Here is a 12997-nt window from a genome sequence, read left to right as displayed (position 1 = left end):
ACCCGGAGTTGTGGCGGTCATGCAGGTATGCGCCAACGTCAGATCCCCGGCACGGCGACACGTTTCGCCTGGTCACGCGTCGGCACGATCTGCCAGTCACGGCTCCTGGGGAAACGAGGACCGGCCGGGTGCTCGTCACGGGAAGCCCGGCGCGGTGGTCGAGGTCAGAGCACCTCGAGCGGAGTGGGGCCGTCCGGCGGCGGGAACGCGCGGTCCAGATCGGCGAAGTCGTCGGCGGTGAGTCGCACATCCAGGGCGGCACGGTTCTCCGCGGTGTGTTCCGGATGGGCGGCCTTCGGGATCGTGGTGATCCCGTCCTGGCGGATCACCCAGGCCAGCGCCACCTGTCCCGGGGTGACGCCGTGCCGCTCGGCGACGGCGATGACCGCCGGATGGCGCAGGACGGTTCCCCGGTGGTCGAACGGCGCGTAGGCCATGACGGTCAGCCCGGACCGCTGGCACGCCGGCAGCAGATCCCACTCGATGCCGCGGCGGGCCAGGTTGTACAGCACCTGGTCCGTCTGCGCCGCGTGGCCGTCAGGCACCGCGGTGGCCTCTCGCAGGTCGATGGTGTCGAAGTTGCTGACACCCCAGAACCGGATCTTGCCCTGCTGCTGCAGGGTCGTGAACGCCTCGACGGTCTCCTCGACGGGTACCGGGCCGGGCCAGTGCAGCAGGTACAGGTCGATGTGATCGGTCCGCAGCCGGTGCAGGCTGCGGTCGCACGCCTCGATCGCGCCCGCCCGGTCGGCGTGCTCCGGCAGCACCTTCGTCACCAGGAACACCTCGTCGCGGCGGTCGAAGACCACGTCACCGACGAGGCGTTCGGCGGCGCCGTCGCCGTACATCTCGGCGGTGTCGATGAGGGTCATCTCCAGGTCGAGGCCCAGCCGCAGCGCGGTGAGCTCCTCGTCGCGGCGCATCGGGTCCTCACCGAGGCCCCACGTCCCCTGTCCCAGCACGGGAATCTGTTCGCCGGCCGGCAGGTCCACCATCCGCGTGCTCAACGTCTTCATTGCGGCGCACTACCTCGGCCCCGGGCAGGCAAACCCCAAGCCGGTTCAGACGGTGCTCGCAGGGTAGCAGTCATGGTCCCCCGACCCGTTGCGCGAGGGAGTACCCCATGTCTACGTCCTCGGCGGTCCGGCACAGCCCGATCGCCACCGTCAACCCCTACAACAACCAGCTCGTCCGTGAGTTCCCGCCCATGAGCCGGGAGGCCGTCGACAACGCGGCGCAGCGCGCCCACCACGCGTTCCAGTCCTGGCGCCGGGTCGGCGTCGACGAACGGGCCGCGTTGGTCGGCCGGGCCGCACGGCTGCTCCGCGAGCGCGGCGAGGAGCTGGCCCAGCTGGTGACGCTGGAGATGGGCAAGCTCATCGGGCACAGCCGTGCCGAGATGGACCTGTCCGCGAGGATCCTGCAGTACTGCGCCGATGAAGGGCCCGGGCTGCTCGCCGACGAGCCGTTGGAGCTCGACGGCGGGTCGGCCGCCGTCGTCAACGATCCCCTGGGTGTGATCGTGGGCGCCCAGCCGTGGAACTTCCCGGTGTACCAGGTGGTGCGGTTCGCCGGACCGAATCTGGTGCTGGGCAACACGATCCTGCTCAAGCACGCGAGCAACACCCCGCAGTCGGCGCTGGCCATGGAGCGACTGTTCACCGACGCGGGGATACCGCAGGGGGTGTACACCAACCTGTTGATCACCGGCTCCGAGGTCGATCGCGTCGTGGAACTCGACGTGGTGCGCGGCGCATCGCTGACCGGCAGCGAGCGCGGCGGCGCCAGCGTCGGGGCCGCAGCCGGGCGCGCCACGAAGAAGAGTGTCCTGGAGCTGGGCGGCAGCGATCCGTTCGTCGTCCTCGACGGCGACAACCTCGAGCACACCGTCGATGCGGCCATGGCGGGGCGCATGCACAACATGGGGCAGAGCTGCGTGAGCGCCAAGCGGCTGATCGTGCTGTCAGGCGCGTTCGACCGGTTCGTGGCCGCGCTTGCCCAGCGTATGCGCGTGCTGCAGCCCGGCGATCCCGCGGACGAGGCCACCACGCTGGCACCGCTGTCCTCGGATCGCGCCGCCGACAAGCTGTCGGACCAGGTCCTCGATGCCCTCGACAAGGGCGCCATCGCGGTCGTCGGTGGCGGTCGGGTCGATCGCCCCGGCGCATTCATGCAACCCACGGTCCTCGTCGGTGTCACCCCGGCGATGCGCGCCTACCACGAGGAACTGTTCGGTCCGGTCGCCGTTGTCCATCAGGTGGACAGCGATGACGAGGCGGTCGCGCTCGCCAACGACTCGCCCTACGGCCTCGGCGGTGCCGTGTTCGGCAGCGATCTGGAGCGGGCCCGGTCGGTCGCACACCGGATCGACAGCGGGATGGTGTGGATCAACCACCCGACGTCGTCCGAGCCGCACCTGCCCTTCGGCGGCATCAAGCTGTCCGGGTACGGACGGGAGCTGTCCTCCGTCGGCTTCAAGGAGTTCGCCAACCGGAAGCTGGTCGTGACCATGCCCGCGGACACGCCCATCACCGACGCGCTCGGCTGACCGCAGCCGCCCGGCGCCGCTCATCCATTGCACGTCCGGGAATCATGAGGTGCGAGCCGCTCCACCCGGCGCGCCGCGCTCCGGACGTGGGCTGGAAAGCCGCACGACAACTGACCCGGATCTTCCGTCGCAGTGCGCGGCCGCAGGCGCGGTTAGGCGGTGCCGATCCGGGTAGCAGCGCCGAGTTCCCCGCGCGACCCATGCCGCGCTGTCCCACACCGGAGGGACCTTCGCATGATCTCCCAGGACGTCGTCAACCGCATCATCCGGTTCCAGGGTGGCCGCTTCCCGGTGATCTCGATGTATGTCGGGATCGGGCCGGACAAGTCCGCTCCCAGCCAGGTTGCGAGCCTGCTGCACCAGATCAAGCCGCTGAGCGAGGACATGGCGCTGGAACACGACGTACGGCTGTCGGTACGGGCCGATATGCAGCGCATCGACGAGCTCGCCCACGAGGAACGGCTGCAACCCGGCGGCCTCGGCATCTTCGCCAGCGGCGGCAACGGACTGTTCGAGCAGGTCTCGCTGCCCCGGCCGGTCCGAGACCGCATCGTGGTGGACGCGACGCCGTGGGTCCGCCCGATGCTGGCGGTCCTCGACGAGTACCACCGCATGTGTGTGGTGCTGGTGGACAAGGCCTGGGCGCAGGTCTGGGAACTCTACCTGGGCGAGATGCGGGAAGTCACCCAGATCAAGGACCCGGCGCTGCGCAAACCCAACTTCGCCGCCGGCAGGGCGGAGTACCGGGTCCGCAACAAGGCCGACGAACTGAGCAAGCACCACTACCGGCGGGTCGGCTCCGTGCTCGACGAACTGCTGCGTACCGAAGGATTCGACGTGGTCGCCCTCGGCGGGCATCCGCACGAGATGACGGCCGTCACCGGGTTCCTGTCCCGCGACGTAGCCTCCCGGGTGGCCGGAACCTTCACCGTCGACCCGGACACCGCGACCGCAGCCGACATCCGGCGCAGCGCCGAAGCCATCATGGAACGCTACGAGCGCCAAGAGGAGCAACGGCTGGTCGACGAGATCTTCGAGGCGGTCGCAGAAGGCCGGCCCGCCGCGACCGGGCTGGAGCCGTGCCTCTGGGCCGGCTCCGTGGCCGCCGTGCAACAGCTCGTGATCGACGAGGGTACGGCCGTTCCCGGCGTGGTCTGCGACGAGTCCGGCTGGCTGGGTACCACCGGCCGGCAGTGCCCGCTGTGCGGGCAGCCCACCCGGGAGACCCCGGACGTCCTCGACGAGCTGGCCGAATTCGTCATCGAGGAGGGCGGCGCGGTGGAACACGTCGCGGACAACTCGCAGCTGCGCCCGCATCGTGTCGCGGCGGCACTGCGCTTTCCGCTCCCGCCGCGTCCGTAACGCTGACCGGCGCCGCCCCACGCTGACAGAGCGTGGCTGTCCCATCCGGACCGACCAGCCATAGGGCACGGGGGCTCAGGAGATCGGAGCTCAACCCCGGACCGGCAGGAGGACGACATGACCTACCCGAACCGCAGCGCATCCAGCCTGCGCAACAACGACACCGTGCCACGGGGGCCGTCAGGCACCCGCCCGGCAACCCACGACGACAACACCGCTGACAGGCGCGACGGCACCGGACGGGCAACCATAGCGGTCGCCAGCTACCCCGACTACGCCCGCGCACAACGCGCCGTCGACTTCCTCTCCGACAGCCAATTCCCGGTCGACCGCGTCCGGATCGTCGGCTCCGACCTCCGACTGGTCGAACAGGTCCACGGCCGGATGACGACCGGCCGGGCGGCACTCGCCGGCGCCGGCACCGGCGCATGGTTCGGTCTGCTGATCGGTATCCTCTTCGGCGCGTTCGCCGTCGGCGCCTGGTGGCGGGTCCTGGTCTTCGCGGTCGTCGCCGGCGCGGTCTGGGGCGCCGCCTTCGGCGCGCTCGCCCACGCCATGACCCGGGGACAGCGCGACTTCACTTCCACCCCCACACTGCAAGCCGACAACTACACCATCACCGTCGACGCCGACGTGGCAGACCAGGCCCGCGAGATGCTCAGCCGGCTGCCGACAGACTCACCCAGATAGTCCACCTCCGCGCATGCGACCTGTCGGATGACCCTTGACGCGGAAGTCCTCCGCCCGGGCCGTCCGGGTTCGCCGGACGGGCCGGGGGTCGCATTCACCGGCTTGCCTCACGGCACGAAGACGGTCCGGACGCAGCCGTCCTTCTTGTCCTTGAAGATGTCGTAGCCGGTCGGACCCTGTTCCAGCGGCATGGTGTGAGTCGCCAGGTGCTCGGTCTTGAGCTTGCCCTTCGCCATGCGGTCCAAGACCTCAACCAAGACCAGCCGGTGAATGTGGACAGCCCCCGCATGTCTCTCCCGTGACCGGGTAGTCGGACGAGTGATCTCGGTCGGCAGACGAGTGAGGGGTATCGATGGCCACCATTGCTCGGCGTCGTCCGGAGATCGTCGTCGGCCTGGTGGCGACCCCGCCGGACTACCCGGCCCAGGTGGTTGCGCGGCTCGCCGCCGAGCTGGCCGATCGGCTCGCCGAGCGGGTGGACGCGGAGGTGCTCTGGACCGTCCGGGAAGGGTGGGGTGACGTGGCGCCGCGCCGCGACGGCGGCGTCGAGGCCCTGATCGACGATCTTGGTCGCCGTTGCGCCGATGCCCGGTGGGACGTCGCGATCTGCCTGACGGACCTCCCGCTGTACAGCGAGCGGGTGCCGCTTGTCGCGCACGTCTCCGCTCGGCGACGGGTTGCGGCGGTGTCCTTGCCCGCGCTGGGACTGTGCCAGCTCCGCGCGGTCCGCGCAGCCGTCCCGGATCTCGTGAGCCGGCTACTCACGGATGCCTCCGACGACCGGGTGTCGCCGGCCGGCTGGGCGCCGGCCGAACTGACCAGCCGGGTTGCCGCCGTCCGCCGCGTGGTGGGCGAGGAGACCGCGGAGCTGAGTTGCCTGGCTTCGCCGCTGACCGGCCGAATCCGGCTGGTGTCCGGCATGGTCCGGGCCAACCGCCCCGGGCGCGCCCTGCTGGGCCTGTCCAAACTCCTGGTCGGCGCCTTCGGCTCGGCCGCGTTCGCGCTCGCCTCGAACACCATCTGGAAGATGGGCGACGCACTCGGCGGACTCCGCCTCACCGTGATCATGCTGGTCGGGCTGACCGCGCTGGTGACCTGGCTGATCGTCGCGCACGACCTGTGGGAGCGACCGGACGAACAGACCCCGGCCGAGGTGGCCCGGCTGTTCAACCTGGGCACCGTCATCACGCTCACCCTGGCCACCACGGTCTCCTACCTCGTGCTGTTCACCGGCACAGTCCTCGCCGCGGGGCTCCTGATCGACACGTCGGTGCTGCGACAGGCCCTGCAGCGGCCGGTCGGTCTCACCGACTATCTGACACTCGCCTGGATCATCAGCTCACTGGCCACCGTCGGCGGCGCGATCGGCTCCGGGCTGGAGGACGAGGACACGGTGCGGGCCGCCGCGTACGGCTACCACCCCGAGCCCGGCGGCTGGCGGGACGAGAAGGACGCGTAGTCCCAGGGCCGGCGCCGGACGGATGCCGCGTTGGGCCGCCGCGTTCGCCGGGCGGCCCAACGCGGGTGCCCGTCAGGGCTTGAGCCGACGCAGGTCGTCGTCGGTCCACCGCGTCACCCATGTGCCGGGGCGCGTCATTCCAGCCACCAATACCCACCGCGGTGTCACCTAACCGAGCACGTTCGCCCTGCTCACTCGCTGTAGGTCAGGCCCTCGACGTGGCGCAGAGCCACCATTGGCCTGCAGCACGGTCACGGAGCCGCCGGACCGCAGCCAGATCGGTTGCACAAACGCCGATACGGGCACGGGGCGATTCGCTTCGAGTATGTACTGAGGATCTCGGCCCAGGTCCGGAGCCGAGGGAGGCATCGACGAACGGGGAACGCCTAATGAAGGCAGTAGTGTACGAGGGGCCGCGGCAGGTCAGCGTCAAGGATGTGCCGGACGCGCGGATCGAGCGGCCGACCGACGTCCTGGTTCGCATCACCTCGGCGAACATCTGCGGCTCGGACCTGCACATGTACGAGGGCCGGACCGATTTCGAGCGGGGCCGCTGGTTCGGGCACGAGAACCTGGGTCAGGTGGTCGAGGTCGGCGCCGGCGTCGACAAGATTCGGGTGGGCGACTGGGTCGTCCTGCCGTTCAACATCTCGTGCGGACACTGCAAGAACTGCGAGCGGCAGCTGACGAACTACTGCCTGACCGCCCAGCCGGAGCCGAACATGGCCGGCGCCGCGTACGGCTTCGCCGACATGGGCCCGTACGGCGGCGGGCAGGCGGAGCTGTTGCGCGTGCCCTGGGGGGACTTCAACTGCCTGCGGCTGGGTGAGGACGCCGAACAGCGCCAGACGGACTACGTGATGCTGGCCGACATCTTCCCGACCGGGTACCACGCCACCGAGATGGCCGGCGTGCAGCCCGGTGACCAGACGGTCATCTACGGCGCGGGCCCGGTCGGGCTGATGGCGGCCCTCTCGGCGACCATCCGCGGGGCGAGCAAGGTGATGGTCGTCGACCGGCATCCCGACCGGCTGCGACTGGCCGAGTCGATCGGCGCGATCGCCATCGACGACTCGAAGGTCGATCCGGTGCAGGCCGTTCTCGACGAGACGATGGGGCTGGGCGCCGACAACGGCTGCGAGTGCGTCGGCTACCAGGCGCACGAGCCCAACGGCGAGGAACACGCCAACCTGACGATGAACCGGTTGGTCGCCTCGGTCCGCTTCACCGGGAAGATCGGCAACGTCGGCGTCTTCGTACCCCAGGACCCCGGAGCCAACGACGAGCTGGCGAAGCAGGGCAAGCTCGCCTTCGACTACGGCATGTTCTGGTTCAAGGGCCAGCACATCGGCAGCGGCCAGGCGCCGGTCAAGAAGTACAACCGCCAGCTGCGCGACCTCATCGTCGCGGGCAAGGCCGAGCCGTCCTTCATCGTCAGCCACGAGCTGCCCCTCGACCGCGCGCCGGAGGCCTACGAGCACTTCGACAAGCGGGACAAGGGCTGGACGAAGGTCGTCCTGCACCCGGCGATGGCAGGGGCGGGTGCGTGACATGGCTGGAGTGCTGAACGGACGCCGCGTCGCCATCCTCGCGGCCGACGGGGTGGAGCGGGTCGAGCTGGAGCGGCCGCGGCAGGCGCTGGAGGACGCCGGCGCTCACACCGCCGTCGTCTCCATCGCCACCGGCGAGATCCGGGCCCGCGACCACGACCTCGACGATGCCGGCACCTTCACGGTCGACCAACTGGTCGGCACGACTTCGATCGACGACTACGAGGCGCTGCTCCTGCCGGGCGGGACCGTGAACCCGGACAAGCTGCGGATGGAACCTGCCGCGGTGCGGTTCGTCCGGGACTTCGTCCAGTCGGGCAAGCCGGTCGCTGCCATCTGCCACGGCCCGTGGAACTTCGTCGAGGCCGACGTCGCGCGGGGTCGCCGGCTGACCTCGTGGCCGAGCGTGCGCACCGACCTGCGCAACGCCGGTGCGGAGGTGGTCGACGAGCAAGTCGTCACCGACGGCAACATCACCACGAGCCGGTCGCCCGACGACCTGCCCGCGTTCTGCGAGCGCATCGTGCAGGAGTTCGCCAAAGCCCCGGCGTCCGCCGGAGCTGCACGCCGGGCATGAGCTCGTCGATCGTCCGCGACCGCGACGCCGCGACGCGAGCGCGGGGGCGTGCACCTGTCACCCCCGCCGCCCGTCGCGGCGGGGGGCGATGGTTCGCTCGACGGCCTACCGGTAGATGCCGACGCCTGGGCCGTGAGGTGTGCCGCGGCGGGCGATGTGGGCGGACGGCGTTGCGGTGCTTGTCGTGGTCGTAGCCGCGGTCGGCGAAGAGTTCGGTCGGTCGTCGCCTGCAACGGTCCCGCGGCGCCCTACCTCGCCGGACGCCGCGGCGGTGTTACGGCCCGGGCCGGCGCAGATACTCAGCAACGTTCTGGTGCTTGCGGTCGCGGGCCTTCGCCGCCTTCTCCGCGGCCGTCTCCTCGGCGATCGGGGTCTTCGCGGAGCGCCCGACCTCTTCCTTGTTGCGATACACGACCGGTGGCATCCCGCGGATCGCCGCGAGGACGTCGGGTGGTGCGCCCTCCCGTTCCGCCTCCCGCAGCAGCGCCTCCCTGTCCGCCGGGTAGTCGGCCGCGTTCAGGTATCGCAGTACCTCCCGCGTCGTAGCAACGCGGCCTGCGCCCGGGCGAGGCGGGCCTGCTGAGCAACGACCTTGGTCTTGGCCTCGATACTGACCGGCGGGCGCCCGACAGCGCGCCGCCGTCCCGCGGCCTGATCCTGCAGAGGTGCGCGAGGCGGCGGGGGCCTCGGCACGTACCGGGAAGACGCGGCTCCAGGTCCGCCCGTCGTCGCTCGAGGTGTACACCTGGTCGTGCTCGACGCCGCCGGTGAGCCGGAGCCGGCCGTCCGGGTCGACGGCGATGTCGCCGGCCACGGGTGCGGTACGTGCGGTCCAGGTGACGCCGCCGTCTGCGGTGGTGAACAGCTCGGCCCGCGAGAACGCCTTGCTGGTGGTGATCTGCGCGAGCAGGGCGCCGTGCGTCGCGTCGCGGAACGCGAGATGCAGTGCGCCGATTTCGGAGCGCGTCGGGATGGTGGTGGTACGCCACGTCGCGGCGCCGTCGCGGGTACGCGCGACCGCGATGCCGCCGGACCCGGTCGAGGCCACCCATCCCTGCCGTTCGTCGCGGAAATGCGCCGCCCGCGCGCCCCCGCCGGCCAGGTCCAATGTGGATGCCGCGAAGGTGCCGCCGCCGTCGTGGGACAGCAGCAGCTCGCCGCGGCTGCCGCTGATGGCGGTCCGGTGCATCGCTACGAGTTGGTCGGTCTGCTGTGGTGTGGTCGGTGTGGGCGGGTGCTGAACCCGTGCTGGTCGCACGGGCGGGCGGCGTACCGGTGCCGGCACGGCTACACCAGCGCCCGGCCACAGCGTGAGCGTCCGAGAAACCTGTACGTGAGGGAAGACTTCGTCACTGTTGCACAGCGAGACCGGATTGACAGCGAGGTAGCTCAGCGCCGCGACGATCGCGTCGATGATGAGCGCTGTAGTGCGACGGGTGATTGCCCACCCGCTCTTGTTCTCACCTACGCATGGAGGTTTGCGAGGTCGGCTCTGGGCAGATGGCTGTCCGCCGTACGGAGGCGCTGCGCGCCGCCGAGCCGACCACCTGACGAGCCCCGACCGCCGGAAAGGCGACGTGGCCGTGCCCCAGCAGGAGCTTCGTGATGCCCGACAGAAACCGCATGCCGGCAGTGCGGCTCGATACCTCAGTACCCGCCCTGCTCGTCAGGATCGGCCACTATCCGGTACACGCCGGCACGCTCGGTGTGGTCCGCTCGTTAGGCCGGCTCGGCGTCCCGGTGTACGTGATCACCGAAGACCGCCTCACCCCGATCGCGCTCTCGCGCTACGTCGTCGGTCGCTTCGTGTGGCCGGACAGCCAGTGGCACGACACCGGGCAGCTGGTCGAGAACCTGTGCGCGATCGGCCGCTCGCTTGGACGGCCCGTCGTTCCGGTGGCCACCGACGACGAAGCCGCCGTACTGCTGGCAGAGCACGCTGCCACGCTCGGGGAGCACTTCCTGCTGCCGCGGGTGGCGCCGACCCTGCCGAGGCGACTGGCGAGCAAACGCGGGCTGTTCGAGCTGTGCGCGGCCCACGACGTCCCGACGCCGCACACCGTCTTTCCCACCTCCCGCGAGGACCTACTCAGGCTCGCGGGCGAGCTGACGTTCCCGGTGGTCGCCAAGAACGTGGCGCCGTGGACGCGGCTGCGAGCGGCGGCGGTGCCGACGACAACCATCGTGTCCAGCGCTCATGAACTCCTGAACCGCTTCGCCGGGTTCGACGACCTCTCACGCGTGCTGCTGCAGGAGTACATCCCGCACGAGCAGGCCGAGGACTGGTTCGTGCACGCCTACTGTGACGAGGGATCGGCGACGGTGTTGAGTTTCGTCGGCCGGAAGGCGTACGCGTGGCCGCCGGGACGCGGGAGCACCGCCGACGCGCGCTCGGCCCGGAACCCGGCGCTGAACGCGTTGACCGAGAGGTTCTGCAAGGAGATCGGTTACCGCGGGGTGAATGACCTCGACTGGAGGTACGACCGGCGCGACGGCCGCCTCAAGTTGGTGGACTTCAACCCTCGCGTCGGCGCGCAGTTCAGGTTCGGCCAGACCGAGGACGGCGTCGATGTGGTGCGCGCCCTGCACCTGGGCATGACCGGCCGAACCGTGCCGGCAGGCGATCAGGACTGCTCGCGTCGGCTGATCGTGGAAAATCTCTATGCCCCGGCCAAGGTACTGCACCGGCTGGCCCGCCTGCCGGCGCCGGCCGCGTCGCCGGGTGTTCGCAGCCACGGTGCCTGGCTCGAGGGGAGCGGGCCGGATCCGCTGCCGGTGCTCGCGATGGTGCTCCGCTTCGGCGGGCAGGCCGTCGCCTCGGTGTCCCGCGCTGCCTACCGCCGGGTGCGGCTGCGGCTGGCCGGACGCTCGCGGACCTCCACCAAGCTCCGATCACATGCGGGCCGTCCAGGGGGCAGCCGGTGACCTCGCTACGGACCCCACGGGTCTCCATCGGCATTCCCGCATACAACGAGGCCGCCAACATCGGCCGCCTCGTACGCGGCCTCCTCGCGCAGGACGAGACCGGCTACGAACTCGTCGAGATCGTCGTCGCCTCCGACGGCTCATCAGACGACACCGCCGCCATCGTGCAGGGCTTTTCCGACCAGCGCGTCAAGCTCCGCGACTCGCGGGAGCGGCTCGGCAAGACGACCCGCATGAACCAGCTCCTGTCGGACTTCGACGGTGACATCCTCATCCTCCTCGACGCCGACGTGGCGGTCGGCGCGCCGGACTTCGTCTCGTGCGCCGCCCGAGACTTCCGGCCCAAGTACGGGGTGATGGCCGTCAACGCCGTGCCGCTCGCTGGCCGCACCCTTGTCGAGAAGTGCGTGGTCGCAGGCTCATCGGCGGTCGAGCAGGCCGCCGCCCACTGGGACGGTGGCTCGAACTATCTGGCGTTCCGGGGCGCATGCCTGGTCCTGGGACAGGAATTCGCCCGACGGCTCGAGCTGCCGGCGTCGCTCGTCAGCAACGACGCCTACGTCTACTTCTGCGCCCGTCAGCTCGGCTACACACCGAAGTACGCCCGCGAGATCCGGGTGCGGTTCCGGGTCCCCGCCACCATTCGCGACCACCTGCGCCAGTCGGAGCGCTTCCAGCATTCGAGCGCCGAGCTGGCTCGGGCGCTCGCGGACCTCAGCATCCCCACGTCGTACCGCGTCCCCCGCGGCATCCTCGTCCGCGCCTTCCTGACGCAGCTGCGCAGACGACCCCTCGCGCTCGTCGGATACGTCGTCCTGACCGTCCACACCCGCGTGCACATCGGTAGGAAACCCGACGTCACCTGGGACATCGCCACGTCGACCAAGGAACTTGGTATCGCGTCATGCACCACCGAGCAGTGAACACGACAATCTTCTTCGACTATGAGAGCACGTGGGGCATGCCCGCCGCGATGCCCTACGACCTGGCCTCCGCCACCACCGCCCTGCTCGGCGTGCTCGGGCGCCACGGCGCCAGAGCGGTATTCAACACCACCGGCAAGATCGTGGAGGAGCAGCCGGAACTGATCACCCGCATCGCGGACGCCGGGCACGAGATCGCCATCCACGGGTATGACCACACCAACCCGGCACACATGACCGCCGCCGACAACCGGCAGTTCGAGGCCGACCTGGCGGCCGTGGAGGCCAGGATCGTCGAGCTCACCGGCACCCGTCCGGTCGGTTTTCGCTCGCCACACCTCGGCGCGCCGAGATTCTTCGACGCCGCCACGTACGACATCTTCGAGCGCCGGGGCTACGCCTGGGCCTCGAACCGGGAGATCCGCTTCGTCGACGAAGCCACCTCGCCCCTCGTCATCGGCCGTGGCGACGTCATCGGCCTGGTCGGCAAGCTCATCAGCCGCCTCGGTCTCGACCGGGTCCGGCTGCTGCGCCGGGCGGGGTTCGTCCTGCTCAACCTGGACCTCGTCTGGCGCGATCGGACGAGGCATTCCGCGAGCCGCGTCGCCAACCTCGTCTGGCTCATGCGGCCGGCTCCGTTCCGGCGCAGGCAGCTGACCGAGATCCCCGTACTGTCGCCCCTGGACGTCGACTTCCTGAGCGCTCGCGTCGACCCCGCGAAGCCGTCGTTACAGAGCGAGGTCGACCACATGGTGAACAGCCTCTGCCGCCTCTTCGACGAGGCCCGCGAGCACTTCAACCTCAACTTCCACGACTGGACCATCGGCACATCGAACCGCATCGAGGTGCTCGACCGGACCGTCGCGTACATCGCCGCCAGTGGTCGCGCCCGGTGGGTGCTGGCCCGCGAAGGATCGATCCCGCGCCATGCCTAGTCTCACCCGGCAACGCTCGGCCGCGGCC

At 70.2% G+C, this 12997-nt stretch carries 12 protein-coding genes and 2 pseudogenes; 10 read left to right on the top strand and 4 right to left on the bottom strand.

Annotated features, from left to right (window positions below; translation table 11 throughout):
* Nucleotides 1–164 precede the first annotated feature (164 nt).
* A complete protein-coding gene (locus ABZ321_RS21285; RefSeq protein ID WP_354893653.1) occupies nucleotides 165–1016 on the bottom strand; it encodes an aldo/keto reductase in 852 nt (283 codons plus the stop codon).
* Nucleotides 1017–1123: 107 nt separating this feature from the next.
* Here ABZ321_RS21285 and ABZ321_RS21280 point away from each other — a divergent pair, with 107 nt between their 5' ends.
* From ABZ321_RS21280 to ABZ321_RS21270, 3 genes are all read left to right on the top strand, one after another.
* Nucleotides 1124–2548 (top strand): NAD-dependent succinate-semialdehyde dehydrogenase, encoded by a 1425-nt coding sequence (locus ABZ321_RS21280; RefSeq protein ID WP_344513411.1) that lies wholly within the window; start codon nucleotides 1124–1126, stop codon nucleotides 2546–2548.
* 234 nt (nucleotides 2549–2782) lie between these two features.
* The gene (locus ABZ321_RS21275; RefSeq protein ID WP_354893650.1) at nucleotides 2783–3910 is read left to right on the top strand and encodes a hypothetical protein; all 1128 of its coding nucleotides are present in this window, start codon (nucleotides 2783–2785) and stop codon (nucleotides 3908–3910) included.
* 117 nt (nucleotides 3911–4027) lie between these two features.
* Nucleotides 4028–4600, top strand: coding sequence for a general stress protein (locus ABZ321_RS21270; RefSeq protein WP_344513415.1), 573 nt, complete (start codon nucleotides 4028–4030; stop codon nucleotides 4598–4600).
* A 107-nt stretch (nucleotides 4601–4707) separates the two neighbouring features.
* On the opposite strand, the pseudogene ABZ321_RS21265 reads toward ABZ321_RS21270, so the two are convergent.
* Nucleotides 4708–4845 (bottom strand): annotated as a pseudogene (locus tag ABZ321_RS21265) (glutathione-dependent formaldehyde dehydrogenase); the annotation flags it as partial.
* A gap of 107 nt (nucleotides 4846–4952) precedes the next feature.
* On the opposite strand from ABZ321_RS21265, the gene ABZ321_RS21260 reads away from it, so the two are divergent.
* The 3 genes from ABZ321_RS21260 to ABZ321_RS21250 all read left to right on the top strand — a co-directional run bounded on the left by ABZ321_RS21260 (nucleotide 4953) and on the right by ABZ321_RS21250 (nucleotide 8186).
* A complete protein-coding gene (locus ABZ321_RS21260) occupies nucleotides 4953–6059 on the top strand; it encodes a hypothetical protein (protein WP_354893647.1) in 1107 nt (368 codons plus the stop codon).
* Between the two features lie 389 nt (nucleotides 6060–6448).
* Nucleotides 6449–7609, top strand: a complete 1161-nt coding sequence (locus tag ABZ321_RS21255) for a glutathione-independent formaldehyde dehydrogenase (protein WP_354893643.1) — start codon at nucleotides 6449–6451, stop codon at nucleotides 7607–7609.
* 1 nt (nucleotide 7610) lies between these two features.
* Nucleotides 7611–8186, top strand: coding sequence for a type 1 glutamine amidotransferase domain-containing protein (locus ABZ321_RS21250; protein ID WP_344513421.1), 576 nt, complete (start codon nucleotides 7611–7613; stop codon nucleotides 8184–8186).
* Nucleotides 8187–8294: 108 nt separating this feature from the next.
* Here the strand turns inward: ABZ321_RS21250 and ABZ321_RS21245 are convergent.
* Both ABZ321_RS21245 and ABZ321_RS21240 read right to left on the bottom strand, forming a co-directional pair.
* Nucleotides 8295–8427: pseudogene (locus ABZ321_RS21245) on the bottom strand (IS5/IS1182 family transposase); the annotation flags it as partial.
* A 33-nt stretch (nucleotides 8428–8460) separates the two neighbouring features.
* Nucleotides 8461–9375, bottom strand: a complete 915-nt coding sequence (locus tag ABZ321_RS21240) for a DUF2795 domain-containing protein (protein WP_354893640.1) — start codon at nucleotides 9373–9375, stop codon at nucleotides 8461–8463.
* Between ABZ321_RS21240 and ABZ321_RS21235 the strand changes: the two genes are divergently transcribed.
* The 4 genes from ABZ321_RS21235 to ABZ321_RS21220 are packed head-to-tail and all read left to right on the top strand — an operon-like array spanning nucleotide 9259 to nucleotide 12969.
* Complete coding sequence (locus tag ABZ321_RS21235; protein WP_354893637.1) at nucleotides 9259–9792, top strand: zinc ribbon domain-containing protein; 534 nt, start codon at nucleotides 9259–9261, stop codon at nucleotides 9790–9792. The genes ABZ321_RS21240 and ABZ321_RS21235 overlap by 117 nt on opposite strands.
* Entirely contained in the window at nucleotides 9792–11111 is a 1320-nt protein-coding gene (locus tag ABZ321_RS21230) for a hypothetical protein (RefSeq protein ID WP_344515045.1), read from the top strand. Before ABZ321_RS21235 ends, ABZ321_RS21230 begins: the two co-directional genes overlap by 1 nt.
* On the top strand, nucleotides 11108–12034 hold the full coding sequence (locus ABZ321_RS21225; protein WP_354893634.1) for a glycosyltransferase: 927 nt from the start codon (nucleotides 11108–11110) through the stop codon (nucleotides 12032–12034). The genes ABZ321_RS21230 and ABZ321_RS21225 overlap by 4 nt, the downstream gene beginning before the upstream one ends.
* The gene (locus ABZ321_RS21220; protein ID WP_344515041.1) at nucleotides 12031–12969 is read left to right on the top strand and encodes a polysaccharide deacetylase family protein; all 939 of its coding nucleotides are present in this window, start codon (nucleotides 12031–12033) and stop codon (nucleotides 12967–12969) included. The genes ABZ321_RS21225 and ABZ321_RS21220 overlap by 4 nt, the downstream gene beginning before the upstream one ends.
* The last annotated feature ends 28 nt before the right edge of the window (nucleotides 12970–12997 follow it).

Source organism: Dactylosporangium sp. NPDC006015 (assembly GCF_040614215.1).
Classification (GTDB): Bacteria; Actinomycetota; Actinomycetes; order Mycobacteriales; family Micromonosporaceae; genus Dactylosporangium; species Dactylosporangium maewongense.
The sequence above is the reverse complement of the archived record's forward strand: the minus strand, read 5'-3'. Positions and strand labels throughout refer to the sequence as shown.